The 20,347-nt window shown below is 69.9% G+C and carries 17 protein-coding genes; 10 read left to right on the top strand and 7 right to left on the bottom strand.

Annotation, left to right across the window (positions count from 1 at the left end; translation table 11 throughout):
- On the top strand, positions 1–709 hold a 709-nt coding region (locus tag D7Y13_RS00435), incomplete at its 5' end, for a zinc-binding dehydrogenase (RefSeq protein WP_120630614.1).
- A 16-nt stretch (positions 710–725) separates the two neighbouring features.
- Here D7Y13_RS00435 and D7Y13_RS00440 read toward each other — a convergent pair.
- Positions 726–2,006 carry an MFS transporter gene (locus tag D7Y13_RS00440; RefSeq protein WP_120582106.1) on the bottom strand — a complete coding sequence of 427 codons (1,281 nt, stop codon included), beginning with the start codon at positions 2,004–2,006 and terminating at the stop codon, positions 726–728.
- Positions 2,007–2,095: 89 nt separating this feature from the next.
- On the opposite strand from D7Y13_RS00440, the gene D7Y13_RS00445 reads away from it, so the two are divergent.
- Complete coding sequence (locus D7Y13_RS00445; protein ID WP_120582105.1) at positions 2,096–2,584, top strand: MarR family winged helix-turn-helix transcriptional regulator; 489 nt, start codon at positions 2,096–2,098, stop codon at positions 2,582–2,584.
- A 15-nt stretch (positions 2,585–2,599) separates the two neighbouring features.
- Here the strand turns inward: D7Y13_RS00445 and D7Y13_RS00450 are convergent, their stop codons facing one another.
- A complete protein-coding gene (locus tag D7Y13_RS00450) occupies positions 2,600–3,745 on the bottom strand; it encodes an alpha/beta fold hydrolase (protein ID WP_120582104.1) in 1,146 nt (381 codons plus the stop codon).
- 49 nt (positions 3,746–3,794) lie between these two features.
- Complete coding sequence (locus D7Y13_RS00455; protein WP_120582103.1) at positions 3,795–5,756, bottom strand: S9 family peptidase; 1,962 nt, start codon at positions 5,754–5,756, stop codon at positions 3,795–3,797.
- Between the two features lie 170 nt (positions 5,757–5,926).
- On the opposite strand from D7Y13_RS00455, the gene D7Y13_RS00460 reads away from it, so the two are divergent.
- Positions 5,927–6,385 carry a GFA family protein gene (locus D7Y13_RS00460; protein WP_120582102.1) on the top strand — a complete coding sequence of 153 codons (459 nt, stop codon included), beginning with the start codon at positions 5,927–5,929 and terminating at the stop codon, positions 6,383–6,385.
- A 46-nt stretch (positions 6,386–6,431) separates the two neighbouring features.
- Here D7Y13_RS00460 and D7Y13_RS00465 read toward each other — a convergent pair whose 3' ends face one another.
- Positions 6,432–8,087, bottom strand: coding sequence for an FAD-binding dehydrogenase (locus tag D7Y13_RS00465; protein WP_120582101.1), 1,656 nt, complete (start codon positions 8,085–8,087; stop codon positions 6,432–6,434).
- Between the two features lie 112 nt (positions 8,088–8,199).
- Here D7Y13_RS00465 and D7Y13_RS00470 point away from each other — a divergent pair, with 112 nt between their 5' ends.
- From D7Y13_RS00470 to D7Y13_RS00495, 6 genes are all read left to right on the top strand, one after another.
- Complete coding sequence (locus D7Y13_RS00470; RefSeq protein ID WP_120582113.1) at positions 8,200–8,442, top strand: DUF1059 domain-containing protein; 243 nt, start codon at positions 8,200–8,202, stop codon at positions 8,440–8,442.
- Between the two features lie 126 nt (positions 8,443–8,568).
- Positions 8,569–9,135: a DNA-3-methyladenine glycosylase I gene (locus tag D7Y13_RS00475; RefSeq protein ID WP_120582100.1), complete on the top strand. Its 567-nt coding sequence runs from the start codon at positions 8,569–8,571 to the stop codon at positions 9,133–9,135.
- Between the two features lie 55 nt (positions 9,136–9,190).
- Entirely contained in the window at positions 9,191–9,577 is a 387-nt protein-coding gene (locus tag D7Y13_RS00480) for a VOC family protein (RefSeq protein ID WP_120531204.1), read from the top strand.
- Positions 9,578–9,684: 107 nt separating this feature from the next.
- Positions 9,685–11,274 (top strand): eCIS core domain-containing protein, encoded by a 1,590-nt coding sequence (locus D7Y13_RS00485; RefSeq protein ID WP_120582099.1) that lies wholly within the window; start codon positions 9,685–9,687, stop codon positions 11,272–11,274.
- A gap of 3 nt (positions 11,275–11,277) precedes the next feature.
- Complete coding sequence (locus tag D7Y13_RS00490; RefSeq protein WP_120531202.1) at positions 11,278–11,688, top strand: hypothetical protein; 411 nt, start codon at positions 11,278–11,280, stop codon at positions 11,686–11,688.
- An 87-nt stretch (positions 11,689–11,775) separates the two neighbouring features.
- On the top strand, positions 11,776–12,840 hold the full coding sequence (locus D7Y13_RS00495; protein WP_120630615.1) for a HEAT repeat domain-containing protein: 1,065 nt from the start codon (positions 11,776–11,778) through the stop codon (positions 12,838–12,840).
- Between the two features lie 9 nt (positions 12,841–12,849).
- Here D7Y13_RS00495 and D7Y13_RS00500 read toward each other — a convergent pair whose 3' ends face one another.
- Positions 12,850–17,025, bottom strand: a complete 4,176-nt coding sequence (locus D7Y13_RS00500) for an Ig-like domain-containing protein (RefSeq protein ID WP_120582097.1) — start codon at positions 17,023–17,025, stop codon at positions 12,850–12,852.
- A 118-nt stretch (positions 17,026–17,143) separates the two neighbouring features.
- Positions 17,144–17,764, bottom strand: coding sequence for a LysM peptidoglycan-binding domain-containing protein (locus D7Y13_RS00505; RefSeq protein WP_120531199.1), 621 nt, complete (start codon positions 17,762–17,764; stop codon positions 17,144–17,146).
- A gap of 102 nt (positions 17,765–17,866) precedes the next feature.
- Here D7Y13_RS00505 and D7Y13_RS00510 point away from each other — a divergent pair, with 102 nt between their 5' ends.
- Positions 17,867–18,934 (top strand): HEAT repeat domain-containing protein, encoded by a 1,068-nt coding sequence (locus D7Y13_RS00510; RefSeq protein WP_120582096.1) that lies wholly within the window; start codon positions 17,867–17,869, stop codon positions 18,932–18,934.
- Positions 18,935–18,997: 63 nt separating this feature from the next.
- Here the strand turns inward: D7Y13_RS00510 and D7Y13_RS00515 are convergent, their stop codons facing one another.
- Positions 18,998–20,206, bottom strand: a complete 1,209-nt coding sequence (locus D7Y13_RS00515) for a glycoside hydrolase family 19 protein (RefSeq protein ID WP_120531197.1) — start codon at positions 20,204–20,206, stop codon at positions 18,998–19,000.
- Between the last annotated feature and the right edge of the window lie 141 nt (positions 20,207–20,347).

Consider the following 20,347-nt stretch of genomic DNA (forward strand, 5'->3'; position numbering starts at 1 on the left):
GACGAAGGAGTCCTACGCGGAGTTCGCGCGCGCGTCCGTGGACGAGCTGCTCGAACTTCCGCCGGAGGTGTCGTTCGCGCAGGCGGCGGCGCTGCTCGTGCAGGGGCTGACGGCGTACCACGTGGTGCACACCGTGGGACGGGTGGAGGCGGGGCAGACGGTGCTCGTGCACGCTGCGGCCGGAGGCGTGGGGCTGCTCGCGGTGCAGCTCGTGAAGGCCGCGGGGGCGCGGGTGATTGGCACGGTGTCGGGCGAGGCCAAGGCGAAGCTCGCGCGTGACGTGGGGGCGGATGAGATTGTCCGTTATGACCAGGAGGACGTCGCGGCGCGGGTCCTCGCGCTGACGCAGGGACGCGGTGTGGAGCGCGTGCTGGATTCGGTGGGCGCGAGCACGTGGCAGGCCAGCGTGGACGCGCTGGCGCCCTTCGGCCACCTGGTGAGCTACGGCAACGCCAGCGGCCCTCCGCCGCATGTGGAGGTGGAGTCCCTGTACGCGAAGTCGCTCACGGTGAGCGCCTACTGGCTGCGCACCCCCACGCCCCCGGAGGTGCAGCGCCGGGCGCGCGAGGCGCTGCTGGCGCAGGTCGTGGCGAAGCGGCTGCGCGTCGTGGTGGGGTTGACGCTTCCCCTGGCCCAGGCCGAGGAGGCCCACCGCAAGCTGGAGGGCCGGGACACGGTGGGCAAGGTCGTGCTGGTCGGGGAGGGGTGAGGCTCCCCGGTCGCGCTCAGTGCGGTGAGGCCGTGCTCACGACGACTGGCTCCGTCCGCGCGGGCCCGCGGCCGATGCGCAGCACCACCAATGCCGCACCCAGGCAGATGACTCCGGCGACGACCCACGCGGGCGTGTACGTCTCCAGCGACGTGCGGATGACGCCCGCGCCCAGGGCTCCCAGGCCCGCGCCAATCTGGTGCGCGGCCACCACCCAGCCGAAGGCGATGGGCCCGTCCTCCGCGCCCACCGTCTGCGTCGTCAGGCGCACCGTCGGCGGCACGGTGGCGATCCAATCCAGGCCGTAGAACACCGCGAACAGCGGCAGGCCGAAGAGCGACATCTCGAAAGCGCTCGGCAGGTAGAGCAGCGCGATGCCGCGCAGGCCGTAGTACCAGAACAGCAGCCAGCGGTTGTCGAAGCGGTCCGACATCCACCCGCTCGCCGTCGTGCCCACCAGGTCGAAGATGCCCATCAGCGCGAGCAGCCCCGCCGCCCGGACCTCCGGGATGCCGTGGTCCATGCACGCGGGAATCAGGTGCGTGCCCACGAGCCCGTTCGTCGTCGCGCCACAGATGAAGAAACTCCCCGCGAGCAGCCAGAAGTCGCGGTGCCGCGACGCCCGGCCCAGCGCCCCCAGCGCGTTCGCCAGCGGATTGACGGTGGACACCTTCGCCGGCTCCGCGTCCGGCGCCGCCCCGAACGGCTTCAGCCCCAGGTCCTCCGGCCGGTCGCGCACGAACAGCGCGACCAGCGGGATGATCACCGCCACCACGCCCGCGACCGTGAAGGACACGGCGCGCCAGCCGTGGTGCTCCACCAGCATCGCCAGCAGCGGGAGGAAGACGAGCTGCCCCGTCGCCGTGCTCGCGGTGAGCAGGCCCATCACCAGCCCCCGCCGCGTGACGAACCAGCGCTGCACGACCGTCGCGCCCAGCACCATCGCCGTCGTCCCGGTGCCCAGGCCCACCAGCACACCCCAGAAGAGGACCAACTGCCAGGGCGCGTGGATGAAGTTCGTCAGCGCCACCCCCACCGCGATGATGCACAGCGAGACGAGCGTCGTGCGCCGGATGCCGAACTTCTGCATCAGCGCGGCCGCGAACGGCCCCACGAGCCCGTAGAGCACCAGGTTCACGGACACGGCCGAGGAGACGAGGGCCCGGCTCCAGCCGAACTCCCGCTCCAGGGGCACGATGAACACGCTGGGGGTCGCGCGCACGCCCGCCGCGCACAGGAGCACCACGAAGATGGTCGCGGCGACCACCCAGGCGTAATGGAGCCTTCCAGCCTTCATGACGGTGTCTCCTTGCGGCGGGCTCGACCGGGCCCGCGTATACTTCCCACCGGAGCGCGGGCGTGTCCCCCCGGCTTCACGGAACGGCGATGTCCCAAGACGACACCCTGCGCACCCTCTGCAACTGTCTGGCGCTGCGACAGGCGAGCCGCCACGTCACCCAGTTCTATGATCAGGTGCTCGCGCCCAGCGGCGTGCGGACCACGCAGTACTCCATCCTCCACCGCGTCCAGACCCAGGGCCCGCTGACCGTGAACGAGCTGGCCCATCAACTGGTCATGGACCCCTCGACGCTCACCCACAACCTCAAGCCCCTGTTGAAGGACGGCCTCGTCGCCCTCCAGGTGGGCCGCACCGACCGCCGCCAGCGCGCCGTGGACATCACCGCCGAAGGCAAGGACGTCTACCGCAAGGCCCGGCCCCTCTGGCTGCGTGCCCAGGCGGACTTCGAGCACGCCGTGGGCGACTCCCAGGCCTCCGCGCTGCGCGACCTGCTGGCCTCCGTCGCCCGGACGGGCCTGGGCCAATCCCAAGAAGAGACCCCCGCGCCCAAGGCCGCCTCCCGTCGCCGTCGTTGAGCCGGAGCGCACGGCTCACGCCCCTTCAAGGAAGGCGAGGAACGCGGCGACCTGATCCGCCCACAGCTCCGGGTGCGCCTGGGTGAGGTGGCCGAAGGAGCGCGCGTCGCCTTCCTGCACCACGAAGCGCCCGTGCTTCACGCGGGGCATCAGCGTCTCCAGCGTGCGCAGCGAGACGGGGTTGAACTCGTCGTCGGAGAAGTTGAGCGCGAACACCCGGGCCTGGATGGCGCCGAGCGCGGGCTCCGGGTCGTAGTCGGAGGAGGACTCGAGCGAGTACAGGACGTCATTGGCATCCATGCCTTCCGCCTGCGTCATCGCCGTCGCGATGAAGGCGTCCGCCGCCGCTGCATCCGGCAGCGTGGCCTGCAGGTGGGGCACGCCGTCGAGCATCATGCGGAAGACGGGGAACGCGTCGCGCCAGCCCCGGGGCGTGGTGGTGTAGAAGCCCGCCTTCCATTCCGGGTCGGTGCGGATCTGCCGGGAGACGAACCGGCGCCACAGAAGATTGCGCCCGGCGATGCGCGTGGGCAGCGCCACGATGGGCATCACGCCCTTCACCGCGTCCGGATACAGCTCGCTCCATTGCCACGCGTTCATCCCGCCCATGGACAGGCCCACGATGGCGTGCAGCCGCGCGATGCCCAGCGTCTGGGTCACCAGCCGGTGCTGCAGCTCCACCATGTCCCGGTAGCCGTAGGCGGGGAACTTCGTGCGCGCGCCGTCGCTCGGCTTGCTGGAGCGACCGTGGCCCACGTTGTCCGGGAAGATGAGGAAGTACTTCGTCGCGTCCAGGGGACGGCCCGGCGCGAACAGCGAATCCATGAAGGGCTTGCCCCGCAGCACCTGTCCGCTGGCGCTGGTCCAGTGCAGCAGGAGCACCGCGTTCGTCACCGCGCCGGAGGCATCCCGTCGCGGCGTGCCCAGCGTCGCGTAGTGGATGCGCACTTCCGGCAGCACCGTGCCGTCCCGGAAGCGGTGGTCCTGGAAGAACGCATCCGCTTCGCGCGCCTCCAGCGCCGTCGGAGCCGCCGGGGCGGGCACGGCCTCGGCGGCCTGCTCACGCGGGGGCGCGCTGGCGCACCCCGAGGTCAGGACACCCACCGTCAGCAGGAGGGCGCGAAGGGATGACGAGGCGGACGTCCGGCGTGCGGAGTTCATCACGCCGGAAGGATTGCCTGTATATGCAGCTATTGTAAAGCCACCCCCGTCAGGGCGTGGGGGCGGCCGTCGGCGCGGGCTTGAGGTAGCGGTCGAAGAACTTCTGGGCGCGCTCGTTCACCTCCACCTCGTTCTTCTTCTTCTTGAAGCCGTGGCCCTCGTCGGGGAGCAGGAGGTACTCGACGGGGACGCCGTTCTTCTTCACGGCGGCGACGATCTCATCCGACTCCGCCTGGGGAACGCGCGGATCATTCGCGCCCTGGATGACGAGCAGCGGCTTCTTGATGCGCTCCGCGTGGAAGAGGGGGGAGATCTCCTTGAGCATCGCCTCCTGCTTCTCCGGGTCGCCCACCTCCTGGAACATGGCCTGACGGAAGGCGCCCCACTCGGGCGGCATGCCCTTCAGGGTGCGCAGCCAGTTGGAGATGCCGAAGGCATCCACGCCCGCCTCGAAGGAGTCCGGGTGGAAGGTGAGCGCGGCCAGCACCATGTAGCCCCCGTAGCTGCCGCCGATGATGCCCACGTGCGAGCCATCCACGTACGGCAGGCTCGCCAGGTACTTCCGGGCCTCCACGACGTCGCGCAGCGGCTCCTTGCCGTGCTTCTGGTCATCCGCCTTGTGGAATGCTTTGCCGTAGCCCGTGCTGCCCCGGTTGTTGATGCCCAGCACCACGTAGCCCCGGTTCACCAGGTACTGGATGAAGTTGATGTAGCCCTTGCGCGTCTGGCCCCCGGGGCCGCCGTGCACCCAGACGAGCGCGGGAGCCTTCTGCTCGGGCGTGGCCTGGTGCGGCTTGAAGAGCAGGTTGGGGATCTCCAGCCCGTCGAAGGACTTGAAGCGCACCACCTGCGACTCCACCAGGTCCTCCGGATCCAACGCCTTGCCCATCGTGTCCGTCAGGCGCGTGGCCTTCTTCGTGGTCAGGTCGTAGACGTACAGGTTGGGGGAGGCGCGGTCGCCCTCGTGCAGGAAGGCCAGTTTCTTCTCGCCTCGGGAGAAGACGACCTCCGACACCGCGCCCTCCGGAAGCTGGGGCAGGGACAACTGCGTACCCGCCTTCACGTCGTGCAGCCGCACCTCCGTGCCCGCGTCCACGTTGAGGGTGGTGACGCGCCACGCCCCCGTGCGCGAGAAGGTGGACGCGACGATGTCCCAGTTGGCCTTCTCCACGTCCTCCCACTTCCCGGCCTCCTTCGCCGGGCGCACCAGGCGCGTGAACTCCGAACCGTCGTCCGTGAGCAGGTACAGCTCCCCGGACACCGGGTCGATGTCCGCCACCGAGTAGCTGGCGGTCCCCTGGTGGGGCGTGAGGTTCTTCAACGTCTTCGTCGCGACGTCGTAGCGCCACACGTTCCCGTCGGACGTGGTGAGGGCCTCCTCCATCACCACGAAGGACTCGTCGGGGGCGATGCCGGAGAGGGCGAGGCCCTTGTCGTTCTGGAACAGCAGCGTGCGCGCGTAGGTCTTCGCGTCATGGCGGTACAGGTCCATGGCGCCCTCGTCGCGTTCGTTGGTGACGATGTAGAAGGCGGACTCGTCGCGGCTGAACCCGAAGAAGTGCGCGACCCCCTTCTTCAGGGGCGTGAGGTCCCGCTCCTTGCCGTCCGGCGTGCGCACGTACACGTGCGTCTGCTCATTGCCGCCCTGATCGCGCTCGAAGAGGAAGCGGTTGTCGCGCGGGAAGGCCCCTACCAGCCGGACGCTGTCAGTCTTGGAGTTCGTCAGCGCGGTGGGCTTCCCACCCGCCACCGGCACGCTGGCGACGTTGTAGATGCCCGTGGCGTTCGACGAGAAGAGGATCCGCTTCTCATCCGAGGCGAACGCGGGGCCCGACACCTCCGTCGTCCCCATGAACTGCTCCATCGTGTACTGGCGCGACGGTCGCTGCACGGGCTTGAGCGCGGGGGCCGGGGCCGGCTTCTGCGCGGCGGGCGGTGGGGCGGCCACCGCCAGCAGGGGAACGAACAGCGTCGCGGCGAGGATGCGATGCAGGGGTTTCCGGACGTTCAAACGGCCTCCAGGGCAGCGTTGGACGGACAGGAATCTGCCCCAACCCCACGGGGAAGGTCAGGGGGTTCCTCCAGGACCCGGCAGGGGGGGCGGACAAACCTGACATAAGGCTGTCACTGCCCGGGGGGATAAGGGTCGGGTTCCTTCAACGCGGCACCGGAGACCTCGCCATGACCCAGACCCAGAACGACTCCCAGCAGAACCCCGCCAAGGCCGGCGTGCGGACCTACACGGGCGGCTGCCACTGTGGCGCCGTGCGTTACGAGGCCACCGTGAACCTGGCGGACGTGAGCCGCTGCAACTGCACGTTCTGCACGAAGTTCGGCAACATCGGCAACGTCTCCATGAAGCCGAGCGCCTTCCGGCTGATCAAGGGCCAGGAGCACGTGAGCCGGTACGCGCGCGAGGGGAGCCCGAACTCCCGCAGCTTCTGCAAGCACTGCGGCGTCATGTGCTTTGGCGCGGGCGACGTCCCGGAGCTCGGTGGGGAGTTCCGCTCCGTCGGCGTCAACACGCTGGATGACGTGGATCCCTCGCTGCTCACCTACCAGTACTGGGACGGCCGACACGACAACTGGCAGTCTGGCCCGCGCTCCAGCCCGTGGCCCTTCCAGCCCACGGTTTCTTGAGTCCTTCGGAGGGCAGGGGCTTTCGTGGCCCCTGCCTTCCGGAGCACTACACCCGGCCCGCGGCGTCGCGCCCGGCGGCGCGGCCGGAGAAGATGCAGCCTCCGAGGAACGTCCCCTCCAGCGCGCGGTAGCCGTGGACGCCACCGCCACCGAAGCCCGCCACCTCGCCCGCCGCGTAGAGCCCGGGAATCGTCTCCCCCTGGGCGTTGAAGACGCGGCCCGAAAGGTCGGTCTCGAAGCCGCCCAGCGTCTTGCGCGTGAGGATGTTCAGCTTCACGCCGATGAGCGGCCCCGCCTTGGGGTCCAGGATGCGGTGCAGCTTCGCGGTGCGCACCAGCTTGTCGCCCCGGTAGCCGCGCGCCTGGCGGATGGCGGCGATCTGCAGGTCCTTGCCGAAGGGGTTGTCCAACTGCCCGTCGCGGGCACGCACCTCGCGCTCCACGGTGGCGAAGTCCAGCAGCGGCGTCTCCGTCTTCGCGTTCATGCCGGCGACCAGCTCGCGCAGGTCGTTGGCCACCACGAAGTCCTCGCCCTTCTCCTTGAAGGCCTCCACCGGGCCCATGGCCTTCTTGCCCACGGCGCGGTTGAGGACGCCGAACCAGTCCTTGCCCGTGAGGTCCGGGTTCTGCTCCGACCCGGACAGCGCGAACTCCTTCTTGATGATCTGCTGATTCAGCAGGAACCAGGTGTGCTCATGGCCCGTCTTCATGATGTGTTCCAGCGTGCCCAGCGTGTCGAAGCCGGGGAACAGCGGCGGGGGCAGGCGCTTGCCGGTGGCGTCCAGCCACAGCGAGCTGGGGCCCGGCAGGATGCGGATGCCGTGGCGCGGCCAGATGGGGTTCCAGTTCCGCAGACCTTCGGTGTAGTGCCACATGCGGTCGCGGTTGATGAGGCGCCCGCCTGCGGCTTCGGTGATGGCGATCATCCGCCCGTCCACGTGGTCGGGGACGCCCTGGACCATGAACTTCGGCGCGGGGCCCATGTGCTTGGGCCAGCTCTTGCGGACCAGCTCGTGGTTGCCGCCGATGCCGCCCGACGTGACGATGACCGCCTGCGCGCGCAGTTCGAAGTCGCCTTCCGTCTTGCGGGAGCTGGTGACGCCGCGCGGGACGTCCGTGGGCTCCAGCTTCATGCCGCGAACACCGACGACGGCGCCCGCGGTGACGAGCAATTCGTCCACGCGGTGGCGGAACAGGAACGTGAGCTTGCCGGCGGCCTGCGCCGCCATCGCCCGGCGGATGAAGGGCGCGAGCACGCCGGGGCCGGTGCCCCAGGTGACGTGGAAGCGGGGGACGGAGTTTCCGTGGCCCACGCCGCCGTAGCCGCCGCGCTCGGCCCAGCCCACCACGGGGAACCAGGTCATCCCCTGCTGGTGCAGCCAGGAGCGCATCTCCCCCGCGGCGAAGCCGACGAAGGCCTCCGCCCACTTGCGGGGCCAGTGGTCCTCCTCGCGGTCGAAGCCCGCGGTGCCCATCCAGTCCTCCAGCGCGAGCGCGTGCGAGTCCTTGATGCCCATGCGCCGCTGCTCGGGCGAGTCCACCAGGAACAGGCCACCGAACGACCAGAACGCCTGCCCGCCCAGGTTCTGCTCACCCTCCTGGTCAATGACGGCGACGCGCTTGCCGGCATCCGTCAGTTCGGTCGCGGCGACGAGGCCCGCCAGCCCTCCGCCCACGACGATGACATCCACTTCCTGTCCCATGCGGTTGCCTCCTGGTGACGTTGCGCGCGCGGATGATAGGCGAAGCTTTCGCCGCAGTGGATTGCGGAGCCCATTTCACATGCGCACCTCAGGGGTAGGAGGTGAAATGGCCATGTCACGCAAGATGATGGATTGCCGGGAGACCCCCAGCGAGTCCAACTGCACGCTCACCATCACGGGCGAGGAGGACGAGGTGGTCCGGGCCGCGACCGAGCACGCCGTGTCCGTCCACGGTCACGAGGACGTTCCCGTGCTGCGCGAGATGATCCGCGTCTCGCTCAAGGATGAACCCGGGTTCCCGACCGGCGAATCCGTGCCGATTTCCGGCGCGGTGCAGCCGCCAGGGTTGCACTGAAGCCTCCGCTTGGAGGTCGGTGCGTCCTGGAGGAAGGCAGCAACAGGGCTGGTCGCCCGTTCAGTCCTCGTGGTAGCCCTGTCGCGCGTCCGCCTTCATGCGGGCGCGCGACCTTGAGGAGTGCGGATGCCACACCGTTGCGCCTGGTCCGAGGGCGACCCGCTGTATCAGGCCTACCATGACGGGGAATGGGGCGTGCCGGAGCGCGACAGCCGCGCGCTCTGGGAGCTGCTGATGCTGGAGGGATTCCAGGCGGGGCTCGCGTGGATCATCATCCTGCGCAAGCGCGAGGCCTTCCGGAAGGCGTTCAAGGGCTTCGACCCGAAGGTCGTGGCGCGCTTCACCGAGAAGGACGTCGAGCGGCTGATGGGCGACGCGGGCATTGTCCGTGCGCGCGCGAAGATTCAAGCGACCATCGGCAATGCCCGCGCGTACCTGGACATGGCGGAGGCGGGCGAGGACTTCTCCACGTTCGTCTGGGGACTCGCGGGTGGAAAGCCCCTGCGCAACACCTGGACGGGCAGGGGGGACGTGCCGGCGAAGACCGCGCTGTCGGAGGAGTTCTCCAAGGCGTTCAAGAAGCGCGGCTTCAAGTTCGTGGGGCCGGTCATCGTCTATGCCTGGATGCAGGCGACGGGCATCGTGGACGACCACGTGGTGGGCTGCTTCCGGCACGGCGTGCGGCACCGCTGACGTGGACCCCCGCCCTGAACTAGAACCCCGCGACCACGATTGGGAGAGACACGCAATGCGCATCAACATCACCAGCGTCATGGTGGACGACCAGACCAAGGCCCAGAAGTTCTACACGGAGGTCCTGGGCTTCGTGCTGAAGGTGGACATCCCCATGGGGGGGGAGCACCGGTGGCTGACCGTCGTCTCCCCCGAAGCCCAGTCCGGGACGGAGCTCCTGCTGGAGCCCATGGGGTTCGCCCCCGCGCGTGTCTTCCAGAAGGCGCTGTTCGACGCGGGCATCCCCCTGACGTCGTTCGGCGTGGAGGACTGTCAGGCCGAATATGAGCGGATGCTCAAACTGGGCGTGGTGTTCCGCAGCAAGCCCACGCCCATGGGCCCGGTCACCGTCGCCATGTTCGAGGACACCTGCGGCAACCTCATCCAGATGGTCCAGGTCTGAGCGGTTGAGGACAGGGGCCCATCGGTCAGGTGGCCCCCTGACTTGAGCTGACGCCGGGTTTGCTCCTAATACTCGGCTTTCCAGCTTGACTACAGGGGGATCTCACGATGCGGATCCAGACGAAGTTACCGTCGCCGGAGCCTCGCAAGGCGCTCGCGCCGGCGGGGAATGCTCCAGCCCGGCCGGCGGGCAATGCCGCCACCACGACCACGACCTCCGGCGCCACGGCGCGCCAGGCGGGGTACTCCGAACAGAGTGCGTTCGTGGGCAAGAAGCCGGATCCGACGTCCGCGTTCCAGCGGCAGTTCGGGGCGCTGGCGTCGGACAAGCCGCAGTTCCACGCCACGATGCGCACCGTGTACGGCGAGGGCTACAACGCCGCCCAGGCCGAGAAGTTCCGCCAGCAGGCCCAGGCGGGCGACTTCGGCTGGATGCCCAAGGTGAAGACGGTGTCCGCGGAGACGCTCCAGGGCGCCAACGGCGCCTATGACGCCGCCTCCGGGACGGTGCTCCTCAACGAGTCCCTGGATCCGTCCCTCGCGGCCTCCACCTTCGTGGAGGAGGCGGGCCACCACCTGGACACGAAGCTCAACACCGAGGACTCGGTGGGCGACGAGGGCGAGCTGTTCCGCCGCGTCCTGTCCGGCGAGAAGCTGTCCACCCAGCAGGTGGCGGACATCCGCGCGGAGAACGACAAGGGCATCATCCGCGTCGATGGCAAGGACACCACGGTCGAGTTCTTCAAGCCGCTCAAGTTCCTCGCCGACGGCGCGAAGGCCGTGGGTGGAGCCATCGTGGACGGCGCGAAGGCCGTGGGTGGGGCCATCGTGGACGGCGCGAAGGCCGTGGGCGGGGCCATCGTCGGCGGCGCGAAGGCCGTGGGCAACGTCGTCGGGGGCGCCGTGAAGGCCGTGGGGAAGGCGGCGGAGGCGGTGGGCGGCGCGGTGAAGACGGTCGGCGTGCGTTTGTTCGACGGGGTTCGCAGCCTCGCCACGGGCCTCATCAGCACCACGAAGAACTCGGTGCGCAACATCGGGGAAGGCCTGGGCACCTTCTTCGGCGGCGTTGGAAAGCTGTTCCAGGGCAAGTTCGGCGACGGCCTCAAACAGATGGGCCTGGGGCTGGTGAAGACCTTCGTGCAGACGCCCATCGACGCCCTGTTGATGGGCGGGGGCCGGGCGCTCAGCGCCATCCAGACGCTGATTGGCGTGGAGCCGCCGGCGCGCAAGCTCAGCGCCAATGAGATCAACACCCTGCGCGAAGTCTATGGGGACTCCATCGACTACTCCTCCATGCGCATCAAGGAGGGCAACGCGGGGCTGTTCAGCACTTCCGGCCGGGCCTTCACGCACGGAGACACCATCTACATCCCGCCCGGCGACATGCCGATGACGGACGAGCTGCTCGTCCACGAGTCGGCGCACGTCTGGCAGCACCAGAACGGCGGCACGGACTACATGAGCGAAGCGCTGTGGGCCCAGAAGTTCGGGGACGCGTACGACTTCGAGAAGGCCCTGGACGAGGGCAAGTCGTGGAGCCAGATGGACCCGGAGCAGCAGGGAGAGTTCCTGTCACGGGCCCACCGCGCGGACTACTTCAAGGACCCCAGCGCCGGCTTCCATTTCAACGGCAAGGACTACACGGCCCAGTTGGAGGCCGCGCTCGCGCAAGTGCGTGCTGGCGAGGGAGCTCCCTAGTCCATGAAGCCGACGCGCCTGTCCGCCCCGCTGCTGTGCGTGGGGCTGCTGATGCTGCTGACCGCCTGTCGCCCGGTCATCCAGGTGACGCTGGTGGCCGGAGCGCAGCAGCTTCCCGCCCCCCGTTTCGAGGTGGAGGATCCCGAGCATGCGGACCGCCCCCGCTACGACACCGTCCAGGTGCTGAACCGGGAGGGGGAGCTGTTCTGGCGGATGCGCGCCGAGCCGTTCGGTGACGAGAACAGCGTGCGGGCGCTGACCTACGGGGAGGTCCCCACGGGCTTCATCTCCGTGGAGGGGCCCCGGGCGCTCCAACCCGGGGGGCGCTATGCGCTCTTCGTGGTGGGGAGGAACCGGGGCTCCCTCCACTTCGACGTGGATGCGGAGGGCCGCGTCACCGCGGTTCCTCCGTGACGGCCCGGGTGGGGCGCGGGATGATCACCTGAACCCGCGCCGGTCGGAGGCCTTCCGACGGGCGTGCTCTCAGTGGAGGAGTGCCGCGTGGGTCGCGTCCCGACCGTGGATGAATGGGTGGCCCGCCTCTCCGCGCGGGATGCTCGCGCGCGCGAGGAGGCGCAGGAGGCCCTGGAAGAAGCGCTGGGGTCCGGTGAGGCGGAGTCGCGGGAGCGGACCGCCCGGGCGCTCATCCAGGAGCTGGGGCGCCCCGGGACGGCGGCCGCCAGTCCCATCCTGTTCCTGTTGCAGCGTGGCTGGTGGCCGCCTCAAGCGAGCCTCACCGCCAGCGCCGTCCAGGCCGTCCTGTCGATGCTGCCGCGAATGGAGGCCGGCTCCGCGGACCTGGAGCATGCGGCGCTGGTGCTGACCCTGGTGTGCAGGGTGGATGCTTCCCAGCTCTCCGCATTGGAAGGGGCGTTCGCGCACCCTCACCCGTCCGTTCGGAGCGCGATGGCGCGCGTGGTGGGGCGGCTGGGGCAGGACGCGCTGCCGGCGCTGCCCTGGGTGCTTGCCCTGCTGGACGACGAGGAGTCGGTGGCGATCTCCGCGCTGGAGTCGCTGGGGTCGCTCGCCGTGCTGGCGCCGGACGTCGCAGCGCCCCGGCTGCTGGAGCAGGTGCGCAGGACGGACGGCGTGCGCCTCTATCTGGCCCTCGTGTCACTGCGGGGCCTGCTGGAGGAGCTGCTGTTGGAAGAGCGGGCCGTGCCCTCGCTGGTGGGCCTGGAGTCCGCGCTGCTTCGCGCGCTGGATGAGCCGGAGCCGCCCATCCGCCAGGAATCGGTGTCCCTGCTGGGCCTGCTGGGCCCCGTGTCGCCGGTCGCGCTGGCGGCCCTGCGCGACCGGCTCCGGGATGAGAGTCCTTTCGTGGCGGCGGGGGCCGCCGTGGCGCTGCTCGGGTTGGGGGAGTCGTCAGCGGAGCCCCTCTTCCTGCTGAAGGGGCAGTTGGGGCTGGCGTCGTCGCCCGAGGTCCAGGAGGCCGCGCTGTCCGCGCTGATGTCGGTGGACCCCGCCCGGCTCCGCAGGGCGAAGGGGATGCTGGAGTCGGTGGTCGGTGACACGAGCGGAGCGACCCGTGTCACCCTGGACGACCTGTTGGCCTCGCTGGACTGAGCGCCGGCGTCAGTTGCCGGCGTAGGCGGACATGTTGCTGCCCGGGTAGCCCCCGGTCCCGGTCCAGGTGGAGGGCAGCGTCGTCGTCAGGCCCGGCTGCACCTTGTAGGAACCGGTGCCGCTCGTGTGCCGCCAGTAGACGTTGCCTCCGCCCGATGGACCCAGGACGGCCAGCCAGTACGTCGTGCCCGACGTCACCGCCTGCGACGTGAGGGTGCAGTCGTTCCACGCGTTGGCCGTCACCGTCGCGACGGTGCAGCTTCGCAGCAGCGCGCCGGGCGCTCCGCTTCCATTCGCATACAGGCCGAGCTGGAGCGTGGTGGCCGTGGTCTGTCCGTCCACGTAGATGCGCAGGCGCGTGACGTTGCCGGTGGCGCTCGCCACGTAGCTGAACGCCGCCGCGACGCCCGCGTTCTCGAAGTCGGACGCGCTCAGCACGGTGCTGTTGCCCACCAGGGCCGTGGGCGCGGCGGGGGTCGTCGCGCTGGCGTTGGCGGTGAAGGCCGAGGCGCCCGCGCCGTTGGTCGCCCGGACCCGGTACCAGTAGCGGGTGCTCGCGATGCGGCCCGTGTCACTGAAGGCCGTCACGTTGGCGCCCGGCGTCGCCACCTGGGCGAAGGTGCCCGGCGCACCGGAGACGTCCGGCGCCCGCTCCACCTGGAAGCCGCTCTCGTTGTTCGACGCATCGGTCCACGCCAGGTCCACCTGGCCGGAGGACACCGCCGTGGCCGTCAGGCCGGTGGGGGCCAAGGGCACGGTGACAGCGCTGCTCACGGTGATGGAGACGGTGCTGGTCTGGGTGCTCGCGGCGGGGTTGGCGCTGTCCACGGCCACGGCCCGCACCGTGTGGCTTCCCTGCGCGACGTTGCTCCAGGTGCAGCCGTAGGGGCTGGTGGTGCTGGAGCAGACCAGCGTCGTGCCGTTCGCGTAGAAGTCCACCCGCGCGATGCTCCGGCCAAAGCCGGCGGTGGCGGACGCGGCGAGCGCCACGGAGGCCGGCGCCGTGTACGTGGCATTGGCGACGGGGGAGGTGAGGGCCACCGTGGGCGGGTTGGACAGGGACAGGGGCACCGCGGCGGAGGTGGTGGCCTGGAGCAGGTCGTCGGTGGCCTTCGCCGTCACGCTGTGCGCGCCGTCCAGGAGCGAGCTGACCCCGCAGCTCACGGACGCCGAAGCCGGTGCCGTCACCGTGCACAGCAGCGTGGCGCCGTTGTCGAAGAACTCCACCTTCGCGAGGGTGCGGCCCGGCCCCGCCGTCGCGGTGGCCTGGAGGTTCAGGTTGGCGGGCGCGGTGAAGTTCGCATTGGTGACAGGAGACGTGATGGATACCGTCGGCGCGGAGGTGCTGCCCGCGGAGAGGCCATACAGGGACGCATTGGACGCGCCCGCGTAGACGGTGGAGCTTCCGAAGGTGGGGCCCGGCAGCGCGGAGAGGCCCGTCGGGGAATAGCGCATGGAGCCGGTGGGCTGATCCATGTAGCGGAACACGCCACCGCCGTTCGCGCCCAGCAGGGCCAGCCAGTAGACGGTGCCCGACGTGAGTGTCACCTGCGGCGCGGCGGTGCAGCCGTACCACTGGCCCGTCACCAGGGGCAGCGGATCCACCACCGCCGTGGTGCAGGAGGAGAGCAGGGTGCCCGGTGCACCGGACGCATCGCTGTAGATGCCAATGGACAGCGAGGCATTGGCATTGCCCGGCGCCGCGAACACCTTGAGCGTCCCCAGCGTCCCCGTCGCGACGGCGGTGTACTGGAACGCGTTCACCGAACCGCCATTGTCGGAGTCGTTCTGCGTGCCCACGGTGTCGACGCCCACCAGCCGCACGCCACCCGCCGAAGCGCTCACCGTGAAGCTGATGGGCGCGGAGTTCGTGACGAGCGCCGGGCTGCCGCTGTCGGTGGCGCGGGCGAAGACGTTGGAGTACGTGCCGGCCGTCGCGTTCCACGTGCAGGCCGTGCCGGTGGTCGTGAAGCAGAGCGACGTGGTGCCCTGGAAGAACTCCACGCGCGTGAGGGTCCGCCCCGCGCCCGCGCTGGCGTTCGTGCCCAGGGTCGTGCTCCCGGTCGGCAACGTCGCGCCGGACACCGGACTGGTGATGGTGACGGTCGGCGGGCCCGCGACGGTGAGGGCCACCGACGCGGAGCCGCTCTCACCCAGGCTGTCCACCGCCTCCGCGCTTACGGTGTGATTGCCATTGGCCAGGCTGCTCGTGGCCGTGCACGTGACGGGATTGGAGGCCGGCGCGTTGACGGTGCACAGCACGGTGGTGCCGGCGCGGAACGTGACGCTGGCGATGCTCCGTCCCGTGGTGGCCGTGGCGGTGGCCCCGAGGTTGAGCGTGGCGGGCGCGGTGAAGTTCTGCCCGGCCGAAGGGGCGGTGATGGCGACGCTGGGGGCCGTGGGAGGCGCCCCGGAGATGACGATGACCCCGCTGTTCGAGTGGCGGATGCGCAGCGCGTTGTTGCCGGTGTCGAAGGTCCAGCCGTCCGCGGCCAGGTCCGTGCGCTGCGACAGCGCGGTGCCGCCCGCCGTCACGGACGAGGGCACGAAGGCGAGGCGCAGCACCTCCGTCGCATCGGCGTCATAGGTGGTGTAGCGGACCTCGTTGCCGGGCCCGTAGGTGACGCTCTTCACCACGGAGGTGGTGCGCAGCAGGTGGTTCTGTCCTGCGGGCGCCCAGTCCGGCTGCGCACCCATGCCGATGACGAAGTGACGGATGAAGTCGCCCCAGCCGTCCGTGAACCAGACGTTGTTGGGATAGGGCCCGTCGATGGTCAGCCCGCTGTTGCGCACCATGTACGTGGCCCAGTTGAACGCGCGGAAGGCCTTGTCCTTCGCCGCCGCGTCCCCCGTGAGCTCCGCGTAGCGGGCGTTCACGGCGGCGTAGCGCGAGGTGTGGCTGCCCATCTTGTAGTGGAACGCGTACTGCTCCTTGATGGGGCGCGCGCCGAACTCGAGCGTGTCCCCGAAGTTCGTCTCGATGAAGGCGATGATGTTCTGCACGTGCGCCTGCCAGCTGGGGTCCAGGTCCGGGTGGTCCATGAGGAACTTGGCCGTCTCCCCCGGGACGAGCTGGTTCAGGTTGTTCGTCGCGTCCGAACCCACGTCCTCGAAGTACTGGGTCCAGTTCTGCGTCGCGATGGGGCCGTTGGAGCCGAGCAGCCACGCGAGCACGGTGGCCTTCGTGGACTGCCATTGAGACAACCGGGTCGCGCTGTAGCCGGGCGCGCCGTCGAGCGTGCCTGCCTGCCCCAGCCGGATGAGCTCCTGGTAGAGCTTGAGCGGCTCCACCACGTTGGAGGCGTAGTTGTCGACGATGTTCGTCCCGGTGCGCACGGTGTTGTCGGAGGCCCGCACGCGGTAGGGCCACGGCGACACGGTGGCGCTCGGGGTGCGCAGGTGGCTGGTGAGCTGGTTGGCTGCGTTGATGGCCATGTCCCGGTAGGCCGTGTTGCCATTGAACTTGAACGCCTGCACCGCGGCCCAGGCGAGCGCGCCCACCTTCTCCGGCTGGAGGTAGCCCACGCCGTCCCCCACGCCCACCGAACCTCCCGCCGCCGCGCCGGCATACGTCAGCGAGCCGCTGGCACCGCTCGCGTAGGGCACCTGTGACCAGTGGTCGCCCACCGCCGTCATGCCGTGCGCCAGGTGCCAGTCCAGGAGCGCCAGCGCGGTGGTCCTCAGCCGCGGATCATTCTTGTAGGGCGAATAGGTGAGGCCGGACTCCACGAGCATCGCGTACAGGCCAGCAGGGTTGTGCGGCCAGCCCACCGGCGAGCCCGCGGGGGAACACCCGGGGGAGGTGCCGCTGCACACGTAGGAGAACGCGTAGTACGCGGGCTTCGCCACCGACGGGTTCGTGAGGCCGCTCACGTCGGGCATCGCCAGCAGGTAGTCCTGGTTCAGCGACAGCACGTGGTCATACGCGGCGGACGCGCCGGGGTTCGCGGGTGGCGCCCACGACAGGAGCTTCCCCGTGCCGTCGCACTGCGCGGCGTGCTGGTCGATGCTGCCCCCGCCGCTACAGGCCACGGACTGGCGCACGGTGCCGGGCGGGGACGCTTCGGTGGACTCGGGAGCGCCGGAGGGCGCGACGCAGCCTGCGAGCAGGACGCAGGTGAGCGCGCCGAGGAGGCCCGCGCGGGAGGGGGAGCGGAAGGACCGCTCCGGGAGGGGGGAGTGCATGGCGTGTGTGTCCCTCGGGGCCGTGAGCGGAAGGCTTCACGAGAGGGCTCGCACCAAAGGCAACGGCCCCGGAGATTGCTCTCCAGGGCCGCCGGGGACTGCCTCGTGCTTCAGGGGCTCAGACGGGGATGAACACCCGCTGGGTGCCGTGCGTGCGGATGCCCGCGATGTGGTCGCTGGCTTCCCGGCCGTTGCCCAGCGTGACGGCGATGTGGCCGTGCGGGTTGCCCGGGCTGTTGTAGGCGTCGCTCACGATGATGGCGCCGGGGGGCAGCTGCTTGATCTGCTCGTCGGTGAGGCTCACCTCGCGGAAGCGCGAGTCCTTGGCCAGCACGTTCCCGTACATGTACGCGGACGGGAGCGGATTGACGTTCAGGCCCGCCGCCGCGAGGGCGCGGTTGACGCCCTTGGCGCACCAGCCGGTGGTGTTCATCGACGACGCCATGGACTGGGCGGAGGAGGCCAGCCGGCTGGCGTTCGCACCGAACGAGCTGGGAATTTCACCCATGGGCGCGGCGCCCGAAGCGCCGAAGGAGCCACCCGTCGCGGAGGACCGACCGCCGCCGCTCGCGCCACCGGACTGGAAGCTGTCGCTCTTGCCCGGGATGCTCAGCGAGTTGCCGGTGATGATCAGGTCGGGGTTCGAGATGCCGTTGGCCTTGGCCAGCGCCGACACCGTGGTGCCGAACCGACCCGCCAGCGCGGACAGCGTGTCTCCCCTCTGGATGCGGTAGCTCATGATGATGGTTCTCGTTCTTGGAAATCGGGAGTCGTGGCGGGATTATCGGCGGGAGGGGCCCCGGGTTGCGTCCTTCCCAGAAAACCCGCCCCAGGAGCACGCGTGAACAGCAGCCGGCCCGTGGACGAATGGGTAGCCCGCCTCTCCCTCCCCGATGCGCAAGCCCGGGCGGAGGCCCTGGAGGCCGTCGGGGAGGCGCTCGGATCCGAGGAGGTGGTGATGCGCGAGCGGACCGCCCAGCTCCTCCTGAAGGACCTGGCCCGGCCGGCCTCCACCGCGCATGGCCTCATCCTGTCCCTGTTGCAGGCGGACTGGTGGCCGCCCCCCGCGCGCCTCGCGGCCAGCGCGGTCCAGTCCATCACGGAGGCCCTGTCGCGCATGGAGGTGGCGGATCCCGCCGTGGGGGATGCCGCGCTGGTGCTGGGCAACGTCTGCCGGGTGGACCCCACCCAGCTTCCGGCCCTGGGCGCGGCGTTGGATCACCCTCGTCCCGCGGTCCGGCACGCCATGGCCCGCGCGGCGAGCCGGGCCTTCGACGAGAAGGGCGTGCTGTTGCCGAAGCTCATCGCGCACCTGGACGACCCGGAGGAGCGCGTGTCGTTCGCGGCGCTGGAGTCGGTGGGGGCGCTCGCGCCCGCGGCTCCGGACCTCGCGGGCGCCGCGCTGCTGGCCCAGGTGCGCAAGACGGAAGGGATGCGCCGCTATCTGGCCCTGTCCTCGCTGCGTGCCCTCCTGGAGCACTGTCGCCTGAAGGAACTGCCCCTGCCCGCGCTGGGGGGCCTGGAGCCCGCGCTGCTCGGCGCGCTGGCGGATTCGAACCCCGCGGTCCGGGTGGAGACGGTGTCCCTGCTGGGGCTGACGGGGCCGGTGTCCCCGGCCGCGCTCACCGCGCTGGGAGGTCTGCTCAAGGACGCGAACCCCGCCCCGGCCGCCAGCGCGGCGGTGGCCCTGTTGCGCCTGGGTGCCCCTCCCGAGGAGGCGCTCGCGCTGCTGGAGCGGCTGCTGCGGGCGGAGGACGCACCCGAAGGGCAGGGCGCCGCGCTGTCCGCCCTGGAGGCGGTGGAGCCCGCCCTGCTCGTGAAGGCCAGGGACATGCTGAAGAAGGTCGTCCGCTCCGTGAAGGGGCCGGTGAAGGAAGCCCTGAGCGAGCTGCTGTCGGAAGTCGGCTGATCAGCACCACCGGGCGCCGGAGCGGAGAAGGGAAACCCTTTTTTCCGCCCCGGCGATGGGTGGCTAGCAGCCCAGGTTGTTGCCGGGGCTCACGCCCAGCATGCCGCAGAAGCGCACGAAGGCGTCGATGCGGCTCTGCACCTGGCCGGGGTTGGCGCCGTTGCACTCCCGCGACCCGTTGATGGTGCGGATGGTCTCACCGAAGCCCGCGCCGTTGACGATGGCGTTGTGCGCCGTCATGGAGCCCGCGCCGTTCTGCGTGGTCCAGAACCAGAAGCCCGTGCGCCACGCCGCGTTCGCGTCCTGCGCGAGCAGGTCCGGGTTCGCCTGCAGCGGCAGGCCCAGCGCGTTGCCCGCCGCGCAGTAGTTGCCGTTCCAGGACAACTGCATGGGGCCGCGTCCGTAGTAGCGCTTGCCCGGAGCGCAGAAGCAGCCCGGCGGCCCCCACGACGTGTCGCAGTAATCCGCCTTGTTGATCTCCTCGATGTACACGAGGCCGCCCGTCTCGTGATTGACGTTGGCCAGGAAGGCGGCCACCTCCCGCTTGCGGGTGTCGGTGTCGCCCGTGGTCGCGAGCCCCGGGAAGCCCGACGCGGCGGCGATGAGCGCGTCGTAGGTGTAGAAGCCGTTGCGGCTGGGGAACATGGCGTTGAACGTGTCGCGGGTGAGGATGCCGCCGAAGCCCGTTCCCCCGCCGCCACCGCCGGAGACCAGGTCGAACGTCCAGTGCTGGTTGGCGGTGTTGCCGTAGGGGTACTGGAGCAGCGGCGTCCCGTTGTCCGCGGAGCCCCAGGATAGGTCCACCGCCATGTCCGTGTGCCGCAGGTGCATGCTGAACTGCGTGCCGCCCCGGTTCACGAACCGGAACTGCTGGTTGTTACCGCCCAGGTAGCTCCACTGGTGGATGATGGCGTTCTGCGCGGTGCTGACGTCCTTGACGTCCAGCCCCTTGCCGCTGTTCACGTTGATGATCTTGAAGTACCCGCCCGACGTGGGCGAGATGTGGAACTTCTGCGCGTTGGTGCCGTTGCAGTCCCACTCCTGCACCTTCGCGCCGTCCGCCGTGCTGGATGAAGCCACGTCGATGCACTTGTTCGTCATCGCCGAGCGGATGACGTAGTCACCCTCCACGATGGACGACACGATGGCGGGGCTCTCCTGCTGCCCCAGAGCCTCCGGAGCCTCCCCGGAAGGCTCCGCCCCGGAACAGCCTCCCAGCGCACCCACCATTCCCATCAACGACAGACAGCGGAACATCAGCGTGTTGGCCATGACGACTCCCGTGTGGCGAGGTCCGGCCAATATAGCCTGGATGGCGGCGAAATCAGGTTTTGGGGATTAATCCCGCGTCAATCAGGGGAACCCGAAACGTCGGGGATGAACAGGGGAGGTCTTCCCTGCTCGCATGGGGGC

This window comes from Corallococcus praedator, from assembly GCF_003612125.1.
Lineage (GTDB): Bacteria > Myxococcota > Myxococcia > Myxococcales > Myxococcaceae > Corallococcus > Corallococcus praedator.